Below are 19,574 nucleotides of genomic sequence, written 5' to 3'. Positions count from 1 at the left end.
TCGCGTCAAGGTCGGCCCGCAAGCGCTTCCGAACGGTTCCGAACGACCCGTGGCCGATGAAAGCATTCCCGGAACGTTGCGGAAGTCCGGCCCGCGTCCGGCGGGGTGCGGACGCGCGGGGAACGGCCAGGGGGATGGGTGACGGGGTTCGTACTTCTGCGCGTCAGGGCTCACCGGCTGCTGCTCGGCGCGGCGCTGCTCGCCGTCGTCCTGACCACGACCGTGCTCGCCACCCTCGCCGGGTTCTCCGGCTCCATCGGGAACGCGGCGCTCCAGGCCGGACTGCGTGACCGCTCGGCCGCCGCCGCGACCCTGAGCGTCTCCGGGCAGATACCGGCCGAGCGGCGGGCCGCCGCCGACCGGGCCGTGGCGGAGAGCGCCCGGCGCGCCTTCGACGGGCTGCCCGTCACCGTACAGCGCCTGGAGAAGTCGGGGTCGTACGCCCTGCCCCGCTCGCTCAAGGCCGCCGCCGCCCGCTCCGGCGACCCCGACCTGACGCTCTTCGCGGCGCTCGACCGCTCCCGGCTCACCCTGGTCCGCGGCGCCTGGCCGACGGCCGCCCGCCCCGGCGGCGTCCTGGAGGCGGCGCTGCCCGAGGAGGCGGCGAACCGGCTGCGGACCGGGCCCGGCGCCGTCCTCGAACTCACCGACCAGCTCACCGAGAAGAAGGTGAAGGCCCGGATCACCGGCGTCTACCGAGCGGCCGACACCGCCGACCCGTACTGGCAGCTCGACCCCGCCGGCGGCCGCGGCGTGCGGACCGTCTCCTTCACCACGTACGGGCCGCTGCTCGCCGACCCGTCGGTCCTCGCCTCCGGCGCCCTCGCCCCCGGCGAGACCTCCTGGCTCGCCGCCGCCGACTTCTCCCGCCTCGACACCGGCGGGATCGCCTCCCTGCGGGACGCGGCGACCCGGGAGCCGGAGCGGCTCCTCGCCGACACCACGACCTTCGGGACCACGCTCGACGCCTCCACCGGCCTGCCGACCGTCCTGGCGCAGACCGAACGCGCCCTCGCCGTCTCCCGCTCCACGCTGCTCGTCGTCGCCGTCCAGCTGGTGATGCTCGCCGCCTACGCGCTGCTGCTCGTCGCCCGGCTGCTGAGCACCGAGCGCTCCGGCGAGACCGCGCTGCTGCGCGCCCGCGGCGGCTCCCGGCGCCGGATCGCCGGGCTCGCCGCCGCCGAGGCGCTGCTCCTCGCGGTGCCCGCCGCGCTCCTCGCCCCGCTGCTCACCGGGCCGCTGACCCGGCTCTTCGCCGAGCGGTCCGCGCTCTCCTCGCTCGGGGTACGGCTCGACACCTCGGCAGGGCCGCTGGTCTGGCTGGTCTCCGCCGGGGTGGCGCTGGCCTGCGCGGCGGCGGTCGTCGCCCCCGCGCTCGCCGCCCGGGACGGGGACGCCGTCTCACTGCGCAAGGCACGCGCCGGAACGCTCCCGTGGCCGGTGCGGGCGGGCGCGGACCTCGCGCTGCTGCTCGTCGCGGGCATCGCGCTCTGGCAGCTCCAGCGGCAGCCGGAGGCCACCGCCGACGGCGCCTCGGTCGACCCGGTGCTCGTCGCGGCGCCCGCGCTCGCGCTGCTCGCCGGCACCGTCCTGACGCTGCGTCTGCTGCCGCCCGCCGCCAAGCTGGCCGAGCGGCGGGCCGCGGGCGGCCGGGGCCTGTCGGCCGCGCTGGCCGGCTGGCAGTTCAGCCGCCGCCCGCTGCGGGGCGCGGGCCCGGTGCTGCTGCTCGTCCTCGCGGTGGCGATGGGGATGCTGGCGATCGGTCAGAGCCGTTCCTGGGAGCGGTCGCAGCACGACCAGGCCGACTTCCGGGCCGGCACCGAGGTGCGGGTGATCGGGGTCGGCCCCGGCGACCCGGACCGGGCCGCGCGGCTCGCCGCCGTCCCCGGGGTGCGCGAGGTCGCGCCGGTCTTCCGGGCCGGCATGGACGTCGCCGGCCGCAACGCGACCGTGCTCGCCGCCGCGACCGACCGGCTCGCCGGCGGCCTGCTGCTGCGCGAGGACCTGACCGGCGGGACGGCGGCCGAGCTGCTCGCCCCGCTCGCGCCGGAGAGCGGCGCGCGGCCCGGCTTCGCGGTGCCGGAGGGCAGCCGCACGCTCGTCGTCGGCCTGCGGAGCACGGCCCCGCGCGGCACCGCCGACGGGCAGGTCACGCTCACCCTGGAGGACGCGTACGGGATCCCGCACCGGCAGCCGATGGGCCGACTGCCCGCCGACGGCCGCACCCACCGGTTCACTCTCGACCTGGGCCGGCTGACCGCGGTCGGCGTCCGTACCGGCGCCGGCCTCGTCCTCACCGGCATCGACCTCACCGCCCGCTTCTCCGAGGGCGGCGAGCGCGCCCAGTCCCTCCACGTCGACCTGCTCGGCACCACCGGGAAGGACGGGTCCCCGCGCCCCGCCGACCCGGCGGGCGCCCTGTCCCGCTGGTCCGCCGCCTCCGAACAGACCCACCACGGCGAGCGGGAGACGCTGCGGCTGTCGGGCTCGGCCGGCTCCCCCGCGGCGGGCGGCGAACCGGCCCCGTACTCCGTCCCGTACACGCTGAAGGGCGAGTTCACCGGCGTCCACGCCACCCGGTCCGAGGAGTACGCGGTGCGGCTGACCGCGCCCGTGCCGAAACGGCCCGAACACCTGCCGGCGATCGCGTCCGAGGCGTTCATGGCGGCGTCCAAGGCGAAGCAGGGCGACCTGGTCCAGCTCTCCCTCGGCGGACGGCGGGTCGACGTGACCGTCACCCGGGTCGTGGCGGACCTGCCGACGACCGGGACCTCGGGCCGGACCACCGACGCGGCGGCCGCCGGAAACATCCCGGCGGACGGCGGCGGCGTGCTCGTCGACCTGACCACCGTCAACCGGTACCTGTCGACCGCCGACGTGGCGGACCCGGTGGCGCCCACCGAGTGGTGGCTGACCCCGGAGTCCGGCCGGGCGGCCGCCGTCGCGGCGGCGCTGCGCGAGCGCGCCGGCGAGGAGACCGGCGAGGTCGTCGTCCGCGACACGATCGCCGACGACCTGCTCGGCGACCCGCTCGGCGCGGGCCCGGCCACTGCCCTGATGGCGGTGGCGGCCGCCGCCGCGACGCTCGCCGCGGTCGGTTTCGCGGTCGGCTCGGCCGGTTCCGTACGGGAGCGGTCCGCCGAGTTCGCGATCCTGCGGGCCCTCGGCGCGCCGCGCCGCCGGCTCGCCCGGCTCCTCGCCGCCGAGCAAGGCGTCCTGATCGGGGTGGGGCTCCTGGTGGGCGTCGCCCTGGGCGCCCTGCTCGCACGGGTGGTCGTCCCGCTGGTGGTGCTCACGAGCCGGGCCACCCGGCCCGTCCCGCCGGTCCTGGTCGAGCTGCCCCTCGGCGAGGTGGCGCTGCTGCTCGCCGGGGTCGCCGCCCTGCCGGTCGCGGTCGTCGCGGCCATCGCCCTGCGCCGCAACGACCCGGCGGTGTCCCTGCGCCACCAGGGAGACAACTGATGTCCGACGTCCCGCGCGAGGAGTCCCGCCCGATGCAGCCCGCAGGCGAGTCCCCCGACCACCGGCCCGCCCCGGCGGCGGGCGTGTCCGGGAAGGCCCGCACCCCGGCCGTCGCCCCCTGGGTGCGGACCCGGCTGCGGGCCTCGCCGGGCGCCGCGGCCGGGCTCGCGCTGCTGGTGTTCGTCACCGCGCTGCTCGCCGCCGCGCTGCCGCGGGTGGTCGACGCGTACGAGACGGAGGGGCTGCGGCACGGCGTCCGTACCGCCCCCGCCCACCAGGCGCAGCTGGAGATCACCACTCAGCTCGAACAGGCCGCCACAGTCGGAGCCTCCGGGCTGCGGGAGGACCAGGAGAAGTTGCGGGCCCTGCTGCCCTCACCGCTGCGCACCGTCCCGGAGCAGACCACGCACGGCATCCGGACGACGGTCCCGGTCACCGGCCTCGACCCATGGCTGCCCCAACCGGACAACGAACCGGTCCAGTTCTCCCTCTCCTCGCCCTCGGACCTCGCCGCGCACGCGGCCCTGCGGCAGGGCCGGATGCCCGCCGGGGACCCGAAGCGGCCGGAGGCCGCGGTGACGGCGATGACGGCCGAGGCCCTCGGGATCAGGCCCGGGTCCGTCGTGCACGTGCCCGGCATCACCGGCGACCCCGTCGCGATCACCGTCACGGGCGTCGTGGAGCCGCGCGACCCCCAGCGGCCGTACTGGACCGTGGAGCCCCTCCTCGGGACCCCGATGCTCGTGCAGGTGCGGGACCCGGCCCAGGTCAGGTTCTACTGGCGGGCGACGCTCCTCCTCTCCCCGGAGTCGGGTTCCGCCCTCACTTCCACCACGGGCCAGCCGGAGGTCTTCTGGCGCTTCCCGCCGGCCTTCGACCACCTCACCGCCCAGGACGGCGGACCGCTCGCCGCCGCCCTGGACTCGCTGGCCGGCGGCCCCGCCCTGGTGGAAGTCCTCGGGATCACGGGCTCCACCGGCCGGTTCGCCACCGGTCTCGACGACGTCGTCGCCGCCCACGCGGCGACCGGCGCCGCCATCTCCCCCGTCGTCGCCGTAGCCGTCTTCGGCGTCGGCGCGGTCGCGGCGGTCGTCGTCGCCATGACCGGCGGGCTCTTCCTCTCCCGCCGGGACGGCGAGCTGACCCTGCTGCGGGCCCGCGGCGCCTCCCTGCCCGGCATCGGCCTGCGGCTCCTCGGCGAGACCGCCGCGGTCGCCGTCCCGGCGGCCCTGCTCGGCCTGGTGGCCGCGGTCGCCGTGGTCCGCGGCCCGGACACCCCCGGCGCCCCGGCCCTCACCGGCTCCGCGCCGCTCCTCCCCTCGGTTCTCGGCGCCGCCCTGGTGGCGCTGGTCGCGTCGCTCGTCCTGCCGGTCCGGGCCGTGCTGCGGCACCGGGCGCCGCGGCTGCACGGGGCCCGCGAGGACCTGGTGGACGCCAAGCCGTCCCGGCGCCGTCTCGTCGCCGAGCTGACCCTGCTCATCCTGGCGGCGGGCGCGATCGGCTCGCTGCGGCTGCGCGGCACCGCCGACGCCGGTGATCATCTGGTCAGTGCGGCCCCGGTGCTCGTCGGGGTGATCGCCGCCCTCGTGCTCGTACGGGTCCAGCCGCTGCCGCTGCGGTGGCTGGCCCGCCCGGCCCGCCGGATGCGCGGGGTCGTCGGCCCGCTGGCCATCGCCCGCGCCGGACGCTCCTCGACCACCGGCGTACTGCCGCTGCTCGCGCTCGTCCTCGCGCTGACCACGGCCGCCTTCGGCGGCTCGGTCCTCGCCGGGGTCGCCGGGGCCCGCGACCGGGCGGCACTGCTCGCCACCGGCGCCGACGCCCGGATCGAGGGCCGCATCGAGGGCCTGCCCGTGCCGGCCGGGACGGTCGAGGCGGTGCGCGGAGTGAAGGGCGTCCGGGAGGCGCAGCCGGTGCAGATCGAGTACGGGGTGGCGCTGCCGTCCCCGGTCGCCACCGACCGGCCGATGAGCGCCCCGCTCGTCGCCGTCGACCCGGCCGCCTACGCGGGGCTGGCGCGGCGGACCGACAACGGCGCGTTCCCCGCGGAGCTGCTCGCCTCCACCGGGAAGGGCGGCCCGGAGGCGGTCGGCGACACCGAGCGGGTGCTGCCCGCGATCGCCTCCCCGAAGGTCGCGGCGCGCCTCGGCGACCGGCCGATGGCGCTGGCCGCGGCGGCCGGCAGCTTCCGGGTGAAGGTGGTGGCGGTGCGGGAGTCCACCCCGGCGGTCCGCGGCGAGGAGTTCCTCGTGGTCAACGCCGCCGACCTCACCAACCGGCGGCCGAGCACCGTCCTGGTGAGCGGCGCGCCCGACGGCACGGCGCTGCGGGCGGCGGTCGCCGCGAAGTCCGAGGAGCTCGCGGTGACGCTGCGCACCGAGGCGCGCGGCTCGTACGTGGACTCGCCGCTCCAGTCCGGCGCCGAACGGCTCTACTCGGCGGCGATCGGCGCGGGCGCCGTCTACGCGGTGGTCGCCGTGCTGCTGGCGCTGACGCGGAGCGGGCCCGAGCGGACGACGCTCCTTGCCCGGCTGCGGACCATGGGCCTGACCCGGAAGCAGGGGCGGCGGCTGCTCGGTCTTGAGGCACTGCCGCCCGCGGTGTTCGCCGCACTCGGCGGGGTGCTGGCCGGATGGGCGACGGTGCCGCTGCTCGCGCCGGGCGTCGACCTGCGCCGGCTTGCGCTGGCCACGGCGGAGAACAGTGCGGCCCTCGGCGGCGTACCGCTGCGGGTCGACCCGTGGTCGCTGGCCCTTCCCGCTCTGGCGGTGGTCCTCCTGACGGGGGTGGCGGCGGCCGTGCAGGCGTGGTGGACGGGGCGGAGGAGCTCGGTGAAGGAACTCAGGGCAGGAGACGCACGATGACGACGACCGCGCACACGACCCTGGAGGAGCTGGAGCGGCGGGCGAACGCGCACCGCGACCGGCCCTCGTACGGCCATGACGCCCTGATCGCCTGCGACCGCCTCGTACGGATCTTCACGGCTGACGGGGTGGAGGTGCAGGCGCTCCAGGGGCTCGATCTCCTGGTCGAGGAGGGTGAGTTGATGGCCCTGGTCGGGGCGTCCGGTTCCGGCAAGTCGACCCTGATGAACATCCTGGCCGGTCTGGACGTGCCCACGGCGGGCGCGGCCCGGGTCGCGGGCTGCGATCTGCTCGCGATGACCGGGAAGGACCGGCTGCGCTACCGGCGCGAGGTGGTCGGCTTCGTCTGGCAGCAGACCGCCCGCAACCTCCTCCCCTATCTGACGGCCGCCCAGAACGTGGCGCTGCCCATGCAGTTGGCGGGCGGCCGGAGGAAGAAGGCGGAGCGGGTCGGGGAGCTGCTCGCGATGCTGGACATCGCGCACCTGGCGGACCGGCGGCCGCACCAGCTCTCCGGCGGCCAGCAGCAGCGGGTGGCCATCGCCGTCGCGCTCGCCAACGGGCCGTCGGTGCTCCTCGCCGACGAGCCGACCGGCGAGCTGGACTCGGTCACCGCCGAGCAGGTCTTCGCCGCCTTCCGCCGGGCCAACGAGGAGCTGGGCACGACGATCGTGATCGTCACCCACGACCAGGCGGTCGCCACCGAGGTGCGCCGCACGGTCGCGATCCGCGACGGCCGCACCTCCTCCGAGGTGCTGCGCCGCACCGAGGTGGACGAGGCGGGCCGGGAGTCGCTGGTGGCGCGGGAGTACGCGATGCTCGACCGCGCGGGCCGGCTCCAGCTCCCGGCGGACTACACCAAGGCGCTGGGGATGGAGCACCGGGTGGCGCTCGAACTGGAGCAGGACCACATCGGGGTGTGGCCGGACGACACCGGGCGCTGAGGAACCGGCGCGCGCGACAGGCTCGTCCCCTCCGAGGGGGGTGGTCGGGATGGGGACCGGGAAGTTCGGGAGGGCTCTCCCGTACGCCGGGGCGGTGGCCGTGCCGCTCGGCTCCGGCGTCCTGCTGCACTGGTGGGCGGGCTGGTCGCTGCGGAGCCCGCTGGGCACGCCGACGGCGCTCGCGGTCCTCGTCGGGCTGCTCCTCGCCGGCCTGGCGGTGGTGGCGCACAACGCGCTCTTCCGCGAGGGCGGCAGCATCCTGGCCCTGCTCGTGCTGCTGGCGGGCCTGGGCGCGGTGTGGGTCGAGGCCCGGGACGCGCGGGTGCGCGGGGCGACGGCGAGCTGTGTGGTGGTGGGGAAGGTACGGGTCACCGACCATCCGACCTTCGGCGAGGGCGCCCCGCGGGCGAAACGGCTCCACCACCACACGCTGGACTGCCCGGACGGCGGCCCGAAGGAGTTCTCCTGGGAGCGGCGGCTCGGCGACACGGGGTCGCCGGTCCGGATCGCGTACGACCCGGCGGGGCGGATGGACCCGGTCCCGGCCGACGAGAACACCGCCCGGGGCGCCCCCTACGTCCCGGCGGGCCTGCTGCTGCTCGCGGCGGGCCTCTCGGCGGCCTCGGTCCGGTACGAGGGGACGGGCAGACGGATCTGGTGAGACGGCTCTAGGAAGCGGGGGTCACCAGGAGCGAGGCCGGGGCCGTACGCAGGGCGACGGAGCCGTACGGGGTGCGCAGCCGCAGCCACGGTCCGGCGGCCATCAGGGCGACCGGCGCGTCCCCCGGGGGCAGGAAGCCCAGGGACTGGGCGGCGTGCACGGCCCGCAGCGGCAGCCCGGTGGCGCCGAGGGTACGGGACCAGATCTCGCGGCCGATGCGGTCGCGCTCGGCGCGGGTGCGCCGCTCCTCGGGCAGCTCCCCGTCGCGGCGGCGGAACTCGGCGACGGCCGCTGCGACCGCCCCGCGCAGTTCGCCGGCGCCCGGCAGGCCCTCGACGGGCCGCCAGCCGGAGCGGGGCGGGAGGACGCCGGCCCAGGGCGGGCCTGTGACGGCGGCGGGGACGACGGCCTTGCCGGCCGCCTCCTCGATGCCGTCGAGGAGTTCCCCGGCGGAGACGGTGACGTCGAGGTCGACGGCGTCCACCAGCCGGGCCGTGCGGATCGCGAGCACCTCGAAGGACGGCGGGCGTCCGAACACGGCGAGCGCGCCGCCCCCGGCCTGGAGGCGGACGGCGGCGGCGCGGTCGTAGTGCACCAGCCGGGTCAGGAAGGCGGCGAGAGCCGCCGCCTCCCTGGGGTCGGCGAAGTGCAGCGGGGCGAGCACGGTCATGCGGCGGACGTCATCCCGTCGTCGACGTACTCCTGGAGGAAGGAGCGCTCCTCCTCGCTGATGCGGCGCGGCCGCTGTGCCTCCAGGTCGAAGGGCACGACGACCGTGGACGCCCGGACGTAGGTGACGCCGGGGTCCTTGATCTCGTACGCGATCGTCAGCGAGGCCGCGCCGATCTTCGTGACCCACGACTCGATGGTCACCGGCTCGTGCCGGTGGACCAGCGGGCGCAGGTAGTCGATCTCGTGGCGGGCCACGACGGACCCGCCGGAGAAGGACGGGCTGCCGTCCCCGGGCGCGAGACGGAACATGAAGTCGATCCGCGCCTCCTCCAGGTAGCGGAGGAAGACCACGTTGTTGACGTGCCCGAAGGCGTCCATGTCCGACCAGCGGAGGGGACAGCTGTAGATGTGCCTCGCCACGACCGACCTCAGCCCCGGGTGAGCTTCTTGTGGGTGGCGCGGTGCGGACGGGTGGCGTCCGGGCCGAGCCGCTCGATCTTGTTCTTCTCGTAGGACTCGAAGTTGCCCTCGAACCAGAACCACTTGGAGTCGCCCTCGTACGCCAGGATGTGCGTGGCGACCCGGTCGAGGAACCAGCGGTCGTGGGAGACGACCACGGCGCAGCCGGGGAAGTCGAGGAGCGCGTTCTCCAGCGAGGAGAGGGTCTCGACGTCGAGGTCGTTGGTGGGCTCGTCGAGGAGCAGCAGGTTGCCGCCCTGCTTGAGGGTGAGCGCGAGGTTGAGGCGGTTGCGCTCACCGCCGGAGAGCACGCCGGCCGGCTTCTGCTGGTCCGGGCCCTTGAAGCCGAAGGCGGAGACGTAGGCGCGGGACGGCATCTCGACCTGGCCGACGTTGATGTAGTCCAGCTCGTCCGAGACGACCGCCCAGAGGGTCTTCTTCGGGTCGATGTTGGCGCGGCCCTGGTCGACGTAGGAGATCTTGACCGTCTCACCGATCTTGATCTCGCCGGAGTCGGGGGTCTCCAGGCCCTGGATCATCTTGAACAGCGTGGTCTTGCCGGCGCCGTTCGGGCCGATGATGCCGACGATGCCGTTGCGGGGCAGGGTGAAGGACAGGTCCTCGATGAGGACCTTCTCGCCGAACGCCTTGTTGAGGTTGTTCACCTCGACGACGACGGAGCCCAGGCGCGGGCCCGGCGGGATCTGGATCTCCTCGAAGTCCAGCTTCCGCATCTTCTCGGCCTCGGCGGCCATCTCCTCGTAGCGGGCGAGACGCGCCTTGGACTTGGCCTGGCGCCCCTTGGCGTTCGACCGCACCCACTCGAGCTCTTCCTTGAGGCGCTTGGCGCGCTTCTCGTCCTTCTTGCCCTCGACCTTGAGGCGCTCGGCCTTCTTCTGGAGGTAGGTCGAGTAGTTGCCCTCGTACGGGTGGGCGCGGCCGCGGTCGAGCTCCAGGATCCACTCGGCCACGTTGTCGAGGAAGTACCGGTCGTGGGTGATGGCCACGACGGTGCCCTTGTACTTGGCGAGGTGCTGCTCCAGCCAGTTCACCGACTCGGCGTCGAGGTGGTTGGTGGGCTCGTCGAGGAGGAGCAGGTCGGGGGCCTCAAGGAGCAGCTTGCAGAGCGCCACGCGGCGCTTCTCGCCACCGGAGAGGTTGTTGACCGGCCAGTCGCCGGGCGGGCAGCCCAGGGCGTCCATGGCCTGCTCCAGCTGGGCGTCCAGGTCCCACGCCTCGGCGTGGTCCAGGGCCTCCTGGAGCTTGCCCATCTCCTCCATGAGCTCGTCCGTGTAGTTCGTGGCCATCTCCTCGGCGATGGCGTTGAACCGGTCGAGCTTGCCCTTGATCTCCGCGACGCCGTCCTCGACGTTCTGCAGGACGGTCTTGGACTCGTCGAGCTTCGGCTCCTGCATGAGGATGCCGACCGAGTAGCCGGGGGTGAGGAAGGCGTCGCCGTTGGACGGCTGCTCCAGACCGGCCATGATCTTCAGAACGGTGGACTTACCGGCACCGTTCGGGCCGACCACACCGATCTTCGCACCGGGCAGGAAGCTCAGCGTCACGTCATCGAGGATGACCTTGTCGCCGTGCGCCTTGCGCGTCTTGCGCATCGTGTAGATGTACTCAGCCAAAGGAAACCGTCCGGCAAAGAGTGAGTGGGCAGATACACCCATCTTGCCGCACCGCCACCCCCCGACGGAAACCAGTGCCGTCCGGCGCCCCCGGAAGGCCCCTCCGACGTACGACGGCCCCGGGCGCGGGTGCGTCCGGGGCCGTCGGGGTCACGGGGTGTGGTCACCCCGTGACGTCATGCCGCGGGGTGGTCACTGACCGGCGGCCTTCTTCTTGCGGAGGAAGAACACCGCGCCGCCACCGGCCAGGACGAGCGCGACGGCGATGCCGGCGATCATCGGGGTGGCGTTGGAGCTGCCGGTCTCGGCCAGGCCGCCGCCGGTGGTGCCGGTGGTGCCGGCCTCCGTGGTGGTGCTGGGGGCCGGGGTGGAGGGGCTCGCCGAGGGGGTCTCCGAGGGGGTGCCGGTGGAGGGGGTCTCAGACGGGGTGGCCGACGTGGCCGGGGTCTCCGACGGCGTGGCGGTGGACGGCTCCGGGCTCGGGGCGGTCTTGCAGTCCAGGACGCCCTCGAAGGTCTTCGAGAAGCCGTTCGGGCCGGTGATGGTGAAGTCGTACGCCGTGTCCTCGGGGACCGGGACCGTGACCGTCTTGGACTCGCCGGCGGCGATCGTGAAGGACACGCCCTTCACCTCGAAGGTCCAGTCCTCGTCGCCCTCGTTGGAGGCGGTGATGTCCAGGCCGCCCTTGGCGCAGTTCTCGGTGACGGTGACGGCCGGGATGGCGCCCTTCTTCGCCCAGGCGGCGGTGACCTCGGCGTTGACCGTGGACTTGCTGCTGCCGGCCAGGATCAGGGTCTGCTCGTGGCCCTCGACGCTGCCGAAGACGCGGCCGATCGCGACCTCGGTCTCGGTCTGCAGGCTGATCTTGGTCGTGCCGTCGGGGGTGCCCGCCGGGACGTCCAGGAAGAGCTCGGTGTCGTTGCTCGCGGAGGTGACGGCCTTGCCGTCCTTGTCCACGACCTTGACGTCCGCCGGGGCGTCGGCGGGCAGGGAGACCTTGACGGCGCCGTCGGCGGCCGTGGTGCTCACCTTGACCGGGCCGAGCCTGTCGCCGGCCTTGCCCGCGACGGAGGCCGGGGCGGCGGCCAGGGAGACCTTCGGCTCCTCCTGGTCGGGCGCCTTGGCGGCCTCGGCGACCAGGTACTCGGCGAGCGCCTTGGCCTCCGGGTCCACCGGGGTGGCCTTGACGTTGTCCGAGTACTTCCAGATCGCGGCCTGGGTCGCCGTGGCGGCCTCGTCGCCCGTCAGGGCGGCGACGCCGGCCTTGCCGGCCAGCATGTTGAGGTCGTTCACCTCGGGGTAGGAGTTCTGCAGGATCCAGCGGATCTTGCCGGCGTTCGGGTTGTCGTGGAGGGTCGACTTGTCCCAGTCGGTCTCCCGGTACTTCGTCCCCGCGTCGGTCGGCGTCAGCAGGTCGATGCAGTACGCCTGGAGCGAGCCGCCGCCGTCCACGGACAGGTCGAAGAGACCGCCGTTGATCGGCTTGCCCTTCTCGTCCCCGATCCAGATCTTGCCGGACTCCTTGAGGCCGCCCAGCGTCGCGGTGGCGCCGCCGTCATCGGCCGTCGCGGGGCCCGCGAAGGCTATCGCTCCGGAGACGGCCAGAGCCGACACCAGCGTCGCGGCGGTCAAGCGGGCAGCACCGCGCCCACGAACTGAAAACATTGCTTTCCCCTCCGGGCGAGCCGCTCCGCGAACGTGGTCGATTCGCGTGGGGGGAGCGCCCGCCTGCAGACTCACTGACTCGATGGGCTCACGTGCCTCTCACGTGCCTCATGAGTATTCGGGAATCCTAGGGAGGCGGAAGAGCCCGGTCTCCGGTACAGCGGTGAGACAACCATTCCGTCTCGGAATCGTTATGTCCCCGGCGAGTTGGTCGACAAATCCCCACAACTCAAGGTCAGGAAGCGGTTACCAGCTGGTGAGCGGCGGCCGTCCAGGGGTCTTTCACGTCCGCCGGGACGAGTCCCGGCGTCTCCTCGCGATCCGTCAGGTCACCCTCCGCCAAGCCGCTTCCCCCCGCCCCCGGAGGAGCCTGCGCGGCGGGCCTCGGTTCGTTCCGCGCCGTCTCGTTCCGCACCGTCCGGCGGAAGGCCGAGGTCCCGCGCGTCAGGTCGTGGCCGACGGCGAGCGCGTCGATGTCGACGAAGGTCTTGCGCTGTCCTTCGCGCTCGTCCTCACGGACCTTCAGCCGTCCGTGCACCACCAGGGGTTCCCCCACCGAGACCGAGGCGGCCAGGTTGGCGCCGAGCGTCCGCCAGGCCGAGACCGTGTAGAAACTGGTGGCCCCGTCGACCCACACCGCGCGCTCGCGGTCCCACCGCCGCGCGGTCACCGCGAACCGGAACCGGGCCACGGCCCCGGCCACCGTGTCCCGGTACTCCACCGCCGTCGCCACGTTCCCCACCAGCGTCACCGTCGTGTCGTTCATCTCCGTGCCCCTCTCCGACTCCTGCGGCCCCTCTTCGTGAGACCCATGCTGACGGGACGAAGCAAAGCCCGCCGGCGCCTGTGGACGGCCGACGGGCTGTGGACAACTCGCCCACCCGACAGAGGGATCGGCAGGGGCGCCGGACCGTGCTAGCGCAGCCGGGCGCCGGTCCTGGTCGCCCCCAGCCGGGCACCGCCGGAGCGCCGGCCGCCCACGCCGACGATCCGCGGCGAGGGCCGGGGCCCGGCCACCTTCGCGTACTGCTCGCGCACCTCGCGGTACCGCAGCAGTTCGGCCGAGACGGGGTCGAGGACCCGGGCCCGGCCGCAGGCGGCGGCCGCTTCCGCGAGCTTGCGCCCGGCCTCCTGCCCGTACCTCCTGGCCGGTCCCTTCACCGCGCTCTCGCAGGCCCATTCGATGAGCGGACCGCCGGCGATCCCGGCCACCATGATCAGTACCGGCGGCAGCAGCCCCGGTTCCACGACGCCGAGGATCTGGCCCACCAGCCACAGGGCGCCGAAGAGCTGGAGGAGCGTCATCAGGGCCTGGGCGAGGACGGCGGCCGGCCACCAGGCGGGGCGGGGCGGCCGGGCGGCCGGGTCGCCGAGGGTGACGGTCAGCTCGTCGAGCGCCTCGGGCAGCCCCTCGGCGCCGCGCGTGGCGGCCTCCCGTACGGCGTGGGCCCAGGGTGCGGGGAGGCCGCGCGAGGCCTCGTCGGCCACGATCCGCACCGCCTGCTCGACGCGCTGCCGGGCGGTCAGTTCGTCCTCGACGGGCGAGGTGAGCCGGGGGTCGGTGGAGCCGTGCGCGCGCCGGCGCTCGTACCACCGGTAGAGCCGCAGCCAGGGCGAGCCGCAGGCGCGGATGGCGCCCCGCCGCCAGACCCGCTCGGCGGCCTCGCCTGCGGCCTGGGCGCCGACGGCGACGGCGAGCCGGGCCGCGAACTGCTCGCGGCTCCGCTCCCCGAGGCCCGGCCGCCCGTCGGCGACGTAGGAGGGCCGCAGCTTGGCCGCGGCGGCGTCGATGTCGGCGGCGATGCGCCGCTCGGGGGCGGTGCGTTCCTGGACGAACCGGGCGAGGAGTTCGCGCAGTTCGGGCACGCCCTCGCCGGTGAGGGCGGAGACCGGCAGGACGGTGGCGCCGGGTTCGCCGTGCTCGCCGAGGGCCATGCCGTCCTCGTCGAGGAGCTGGCGCAGGTCGTCGAGGACGAGTTCGGCGGCCTCCGCGCCGAGCCGGTCGATCTGGTTGAGCACGACGAAGGTGACCTCGGCGTGCCCGGCGAGCGGCCGCAGGTACCGCTCGTGGAGGGCGGCGTCGGCGTACTTCTCGGGGTCGACGACCCAGATGACGGCGTCGACCAGGCCGAGCGCCCGGTCGACCTGGTCGCGGTGGGCGGTGAGGGCCGAGTCGTGGTCGGGCAGGTCGATGAGGACCAGGGACTGCAGCTCGGCGTCGGCGGCCCCGCCGGCGAGGGGGCGCCGTCGCAGCCGGCCGGGCACGCCGAGCCGGTCGAGGAGGCCCGCGGCCCCCTCGGACCAGGTGAGGGCGAGCGGCGCGGAGGTGGTGGGCCGGCGCAGCCCGGTCTCGGAGACGGCGACGCCGGCGAGGGCGTTGAAGAGGGTGGACTTGCCGCTGCCGGTGGCGCCGGCGAGGGCGACGACGGTGTGCCGGGAGGAGAGCCGCTGGCGGGCGGCGGCCTCGTCGAGCACCCGCCCGGCCTCGGCGAGGGCGTCGCTCTCGACCCGCGTACGGGAGAGGCCGACGAGCTCGTGGAGGGCGTCGAGCCGGGTCCGCAGCCCGCCCCCGTAACTCCCCCCGAACCCCTCGGAGTCCTCCGCCCCTCCCCCGCTCTCCCCCACGGGCGAAGCCTCCGGAACGACCCGCTGGGCGGCCCGCCGAGCGATCAGCCCGTCGTCCCACCGCTCCGGCCCGCCACCCCCCTCCTTCTCCCGCTCCCGCTCGCGCACCCGGTCCCGCTCGCGCTCCCGGGCGACCTTCTCCGGCTTCAGGGCCACGTCACTTCTCCTTCTGCAGTACGGAGAGCGCGGCGATCAGCTCCGCCTGCGGCTCGGGGGTGACGTCGAGGGCGTCGAGGGGCGCGAGACGGCGGTCGCGCTCGGCGTGCAGGACGCGGTCGACGTGGGTGAGGACGAGGTCGCCGCCCTTGTCGCGCAGGCGCAGGGCGGCCTGGGCGCCGAGGAGTTCGGCGAGGCGCTCGCCGGCGGGGCGGGCACGGCGGCCGCCGAGGAGGGAGGCGGCGAGCAGGGCGGCGACGGTCTCGGCGTCGGGCAGGGCGGTACGGGCGGCGCCGCGGCCCGCGGGCTTCTCCACGTTCCGCACCTCCTCCTCGGCCAGCTCCTCCAGGACCCGCCGCCAGCGCCGTGCCTCCAGACCGATCCGCTCGGCGACCTCGCGGTCGCCGACGACGGGGGCGGCACGGAGGGCGCCGGCGGCGGGCTCGCGGCGGTGGACCTCGCGGATCGCCTCCTCGGCGGCGGAGACGGCGCAGTGGAGGAGGGCGGCGAGGGATTCGGTGAGGGCGTCGAGGAGTTCGTCGGCGGTGCTGTCGCGGGGATAGGCGCGCCAGCGGGCCCGGGCGTCCCCCGCGAGGACGGCCCCCCTCCCGAGCTCCTTGCGCACGCGTGCCCCCTGCCGGCGGTAGGCGTCCTCGACGGCGGTCCCGAGCCGTACGGCGGCGGCGTACTGCGCGGCGACGGCCCCGGCGAGTTCGGGGAGCCGGGTGTCGAGGGAGTCGATGACTCCCGTGGCGGTACGGGAGACGGCCTGCTGGCGCGCGGCGGGGTCCTCGGCCCGGTGCGCGAGCCACCCCCGCAGCCCGGCGACGGCGCTCTCGGGCAGCAGCCCGCTCCCGCCCCCGGTCGACTCGGGCAGCTCGGGGATGGTGAACCGCGGCACGTCCCCGAGCCCGGCCTTGTCGAGCAGCGCCGCGTACTGCCGGGAGACCTCGCCGATGACCTGGTGGGGCACCCGGTCGAGGACGGTGACGAGGGTGGCGTCGTACTCCTTGGCGGTACGGAGCAGGTGCCAGGGCACGGCGTCGGCGTACCGGGACGCGGTGGTGACCATCACCCAGATGTCGGCGGCGCACATCAACTCGGCGGCGAGCAGCCGGTTCTCGACGACGAGGGAGTCGATGTCGGGAGCGTCGAGAAGCGCGAGCCCACGAGGCAAGGTGCCGGCGGTCTCCACCCTCAACGCGTTGTCCTCACTGTCGACGTCCCGGCCCGGATGATCCTCGTCGGCCTCGTCGGCCTGCGGCAGCCAGACACGGGTGAGCTGCGGCAGCACGCGCAGCCCCGCGAACCAGTGGTGGTCCTGGGGATGGCAGACGAGCACCGGCGTCCGGGTCGTCGGCCGCAACACCCCCGCCTCGCTCACCCGCCGCCCCACGAGCGAGTTCACGAGCGTGGACTTCCCCGCCCCGGTCGACCCCCCGACGACGGCGAGCAACGGCGCGTCCGGGTCCTTGAGCCGCGGCACCAGGTAGTCGTCGAGCTGGGCGAGCAACTCCGCCCGGGTCTGCCGGGCACGCGGCGCGTCGGGCAGGGGCAGCGGAAGACGCACGGCCGCGACTCGGTCGCGCAGGGCGGAGAGTGCGTCGATCAACTGAGGCCGTTCGTCCAAGGTCACCACATGCGAAGAATGCCCAATTTATGAGCATTTTTGAAGCGTATGAGGACCCTGCGCGCCGAAGAAGGGGAGGGCGTTCGCAGCCCCGGGCATAACGACTGCACAACACCCGCCGTGAGCGATGCGAAAAGCGCTGCGCGAATCGCACCTGCCTGCGATTATCGGTTCGCTTCACCGAACCTCCACATCGTGCCACGCAGGCGAAGCAACCGGGCCGCGGCGACAAGACCCCTATCCTTGTCCCCACAAGCCCACCCCACCCACCCGGGCCCCCAGGCCCACCGGGCCCCCGTAGCTCAGCGGATAGAGCAGGTGCCTTCTAAGCACTTGGCCGCAGGTTCGAGTCCTGCCGGGGGCGCACGATCGAGGACCCTCCTTCGGGAGGGTCCTTTTTGCTGGTCAGGGGTGGTTCTCGGTCGGGGTTCAGGGGGCCGGAGGGGCCACCCCGATGGCTGGGTCTGTCCGGTCGAATCCGGTCGGAGGCGGTCTCTGGCGGCTGGTTCTCCCGAAAGCTTCCCGAAGTCCTCGGGGCGCCCGCTGCCCTGCCTCGACTCCGGTCCGCGCGCTTTCCTCTGCCGTCGGGTTCCCGGACGGATGGCAGTGAGCTGCCCCTCGACTCCAGAGGGCGGGCAGGAACGCCGCACGGGGTGCGGCGACGCGAGGGAGGAAGCGAAGACCGCAACCAGGTCGTGCGGTGTGCTGCCGCTGAAGGTCGCACACCGCGGATACGGATCACCGACGGCCGGTTCGGCCCACGCCTGCCGGCCGGACCTCCCCGGCCCCGGGTCGGCATCGCGAACGAGCGGGGCGCTTCCTCCAGCGAGATGCCGGCGGAGAGTCCGGGGGCGAGGGCGGCGGTATGCGGACGGTCGATGTCGCGGGCCCGTCCCTGGGCACAGACCGCCGCGAGAACGGTCTCGGGGCTGCCGAAGGAGAAGGCGGGTACCACGCGAGCGTCGAGGGCGAGAAGGAAGTCGGTCGGCGCCTCGTGGGGGACGCAGGTGGTGAAGTACGCGTTCCGCTCCGGCAGGACATCGGCGGGATGCGAGCGCGCGGAGATCTGCCAGGCCACCGGTAGGTCTCCCGGTTCGAAGGAGCAGGCGGCGCGTGTTCATTCGGCGCCGCACAGCCCGTCGGGGCTCGTGTGGAGAAGGGTGTCGCGAGCGGTCGGCCGCATCCGCCGGCCCATGGCGGCGAGTGTGCGGCCCACTCGGTCGGCGAGGGCGTCGTCGTCGACGGCCAGGTAGCGAGGGGGCCCAGAAGGCCGGTTCGGGGGCGGGTGAAGCGTGGGAGTGCTCAGGGTGCAGGTGTTCCTCCTGGGGCGGGGAGCTGGGCGGTCGTCCACGTCGACATCGCCAGGCCGCGATCCCCAGGCCCGTGGGGTTGTTCTTCGTCCGCCGTCGGCGAACCGGTCCTTGGAGGTCGCCTGGCTCGACGCGTCGCCTCCCCTCCGGAGTCGTCCGTGGACGGCGGGGAAACGCGGGGTGGTCAGTACGATGAACCGCGCTCGCGGCGGTAGGCGGCGCCTGGACGGTGGGAGGCCGATGGCATGACGGACCACAGGGGCGCCGGCGGGGCGGCTCCGCGCAGGCGGGGGCAGGGGGAGCTGGAGACTCAGGTGCTGGCCGCGCTGCGTGCGGCGCCGGGGCCGGTCCCCGCCGGGTGGGTGCAGGAGCGGCTCGGCGGCGATCTCGCCTATACCACGGTGGTGACCATCCTGACCCGGCTTCACGTCAAGGGAGCGGTCACGCGGGAGCGGTCGGGGCGTTCGTTCCAGTGGACCGCCGTCGCGGACGAGGCAGGGCTGGCCGCGCTGCGGATGCGGCGGGTGCTCGACTCCGAGGCCGACCGCGAGGCCGTGCTCGCGAGTTTCGTGAGCACTCTGTCTCCGGGCGACGAGCGGCTGTTGCGTGCACTGCTGGACGCCACGGAGGACTCGGAGGAGGGAGACTAGGGCCATGGGGGTCTTCGTCTTCCTGCCGCTGGTACTGCCGTTGACGGCCTGGCCCGTCGCCCGACTCGCCGAGCACCATCTGCACCCCAGGGCCGCGACGTGGCTGCTGAGCGCGGTGGCGGCGGTGCTCGCCGTGTGCAGCACCCTGTGCCTCGGGCTGCTCATGGTGGTGGGGACCGCCCAGCTTCCCGGGAACCCGCTGCCCGACGGCTGGTCGGATCCCGAGGTCCGCGCGGCCGTGCCCTACGACGAGGTCGCCGGCCGGATCGCGATCCCCGCCCTCGTCGCCGTACTGGTCGCGTGCGCGGGGACCGCCTGGCGGCACCTGCGGGTGCGCCGGAGGGCCGAGCGGGCCCTCGCCGGGCTGCCGGGTTCACCGGTGGCGGTGCTGCCCGACCCCACCCCGTACGCCTACGCGCTGCCCGCCAGGCGGGACCGGATCGTCGTCACCACCGGCATGCTGGCCGGGCTGAACGCGGGTGAGCGGCGGGCGCTGTTCGCGCACGAGCGGGCGCATCTGGCGCGCCGCCATCACCGCTTCCTGCTGGCCGTCCAGCTCGCGGCCCGGGCCAATCCCTTCCTACGGCCGCTACGTACGGCCGTCGTCTACTCCACCGAGCGGTGGGCGGACGAGGAGGCGGCGCAGGCCGTGGGGAGTCGGCGGACCGTGGCACGGGCGGTCGGCAAGTCGGCGCTGATCTCCCGGGGTTCGCCCGTTCCCACGCTGGCACACTTCGCCGGCGCGGCCGGGCCGGTGCCGCGCCGGGTGGCGGCGCTGCTCGGGCCGGCCCCGTCTCTCCGGATCTGGCCGCCGGTGTTCACCGCCGTCGGGCTGGCCGTCT

General features: G+C 74.6%; 13 protein-coding genes, 1 tRNA gene and 1 pseudogene. 7 read left to right on the top strand and 8 right to left on the bottom strand.

The features are described from left to right. The first annotated feature begins 138 nt into the window (after nucleotides 1-138). The 4 genes from QK442_RS27370 to QK442_RS27355 are packed head-to-tail and all read left to right on the top strand — an operon-like array spanning nucleotide 139 to nucleotide 7,931. Nucleotides 139-3,462, top strand: coding sequence for an FtsX-like permease family protein (locus QK442_RS27370; RefSeq protein ID WP_282696748.1), 3,324 nt, complete (start codon nucleotides 139-141; stop codon nucleotides 3,460-3,462). Further along, a complete protein-coding gene (locus QK442_RS27365) occupies nucleotides 3,462-6,326 on the top strand; it encodes an ABC transporter permease (RefSeq protein ID WP_282696747.1) in 2,865 nt (954 codons plus the stop codon). The genes QK442_RS27370 and QK442_RS27365 overlap by 1 nt, the downstream gene beginning before the upstream one ends. Next, a complete protein-coding gene (locus QK442_RS27360; protein WP_282696746.1) occupies nucleotides 6,323-7,270 on the top strand; it encodes an ABC transporter ATP-binding protein in 948 nt (315 codons plus the stop codon). The genes QK442_RS27365 and QK442_RS27360 overlap by 4 nt, the downstream gene beginning before the upstream one ends. Nucleotides 7,271-7,319: 49 nt before the next feature. Further along, nucleotides 7,320-7,931: a hypothetical protein gene (locus tag QK442_RS27355; protein WP_282696745.1), complete on the top strand. Its 612-nt coding sequence runs from the start codon at nucleotides 7,320-7,322 to the stop codon at nucleotides 7,929-7,931. Nucleotides 7,932-7,938: 7 nt separating this feature from the next. Here the strand turns inward: QK442_RS27355 and QK442_RS27350 are convergent, their stop codons facing one another. From QK442_RS27350 to QK442_RS27320, 7 genes are all read right to left on the bottom strand, one after another. Continuing rightward, nucleotides 7,939-8,601: a hypothetical protein gene (locus tag QK442_RS27350; protein ID WP_282696744.1), complete on the bottom strand. Its 663-nt coding sequence runs from the start codon at nucleotides 8,599-8,601 to the stop codon at nucleotides 7,939-7,941. Beyond that, nucleotides 8,598-9,023, bottom strand: a complete 426-nt coding sequence (locus QK442_RS27345; protein ID WP_282696743.1) for a thioesterase family protein — start codon at nucleotides 9,021-9,023, stop codon at nucleotides 8,598-8,600. Before QK442_RS27345 ends, QK442_RS27350 begins: the two co-directional genes overlap by 4 nt. Before the next feature lie 8 nt (nucleotides 9,024-9,031). Next, complete coding sequence (ettA, locus tag QK442_RS27340; protein WP_282696742.1) at nucleotides 9,032-10,696, bottom strand: energy-dependent translational throttle protein EttA; 1,665 nt, start codon at nucleotides 10,694-10,696, stop codon at nucleotides 9,032-9,034. Between the two features lie 192 nt (nucleotides 10,697-10,888). Further along, entirely contained in the window at nucleotides 10,889-12,361 is a 1,473-nt protein-coding gene (locus QK442_RS27335) for a Cys-Gln thioester bond-forming surface protein (protein WP_282696741.1), read from the bottom strand. A gap of 235 nt (nucleotides 12,362-12,596) precedes the next feature. Further along, nucleotides 12,597-13,127, bottom strand: coding sequence for a single-stranded DNA-binding protein (locus tag QK442_RS27330; protein ID WP_282696740.1), 531 nt, complete (start codon nucleotides 13,125-13,127; stop codon nucleotides 12,597-12,599). A 149-nt stretch (nucleotides 13,128-13,276) separates the two neighbouring features. After that, nucleotides 13,277-15,094, bottom strand: coding sequence for a YfjP family GTPase (locus QK442_RS27325; protein WP_282696804.1), 1,818 nt, complete (start codon nucleotides 15,092-15,094; stop codon nucleotides 13,277-13,279). A gap of 49 nt (nucleotides 15,095-15,143) precedes the next feature. Continuing rightward, a complete protein-coding gene (locus QK442_RS27320; RefSeq protein ID WP_282696739.1) occupies nucleotides 15,144-16,772 on the bottom strand; it encodes a dynamin family protein in 1,629 nt (542 codons plus the stop codon). 291 nt (nucleotides 16,773-17,063) lie between these two features. On the opposite strand from QK442_RS27320, the gene QK442_RS27315 reads away from it, so the two are divergent. Further along, nucleotides 17,064-17,136, top strand: a tRNA-Arg gene (locus QK442_RS27315). Between the two features lie 343 nt (nucleotides 17,137-17,479). Here QK442_RS27315 and QK442_RS36415 read toward each other — a convergent pair. Then, a pseudogene (locus tag QK442_RS36415) lies at nucleotides 17,480-17,893 on the bottom strand (hypothetical protein); the annotation flags it as partial. A 434-nt stretch (nucleotides 17,894-18,327) separates the two neighbouring features. Here QK442_RS36415 and QK442_RS27305 point away from each other — a divergent pair. Then, complete coding sequence (locus QK442_RS27305) at nucleotides 18,328-18,732, top strand: BlaI/MecI/CopY family transcriptional regulator (protein ID WP_282696738.1); 405 nt, start codon at nucleotides 18,328-18,330, stop codon at nucleotides 18,730-18,732. A gap of 4 nt (nucleotides 18,733-18,736) precedes the next feature. After that, nucleotides 18,737-19,574 (top strand): M56 family metallopeptidase (locus tag QK442_RS27300; RefSeq protein WP_282696737.1); only part of this gene is annotated, 838 nt, incomplete at its 3' end.

This window comes from Streptomyces sp. CC208A (genome assembly GCF_030010625.1).
Taxonomy (GTDB): Bacteria; Actinomycetota; Actinomycetes; order Streptomycetales; family Streptomycetaceae; genus Streptomyces.
Note: the sequence above shows the minus strand (reverse complement) of the source record. Positions and strands in the feature narration are given on the sequence as shown.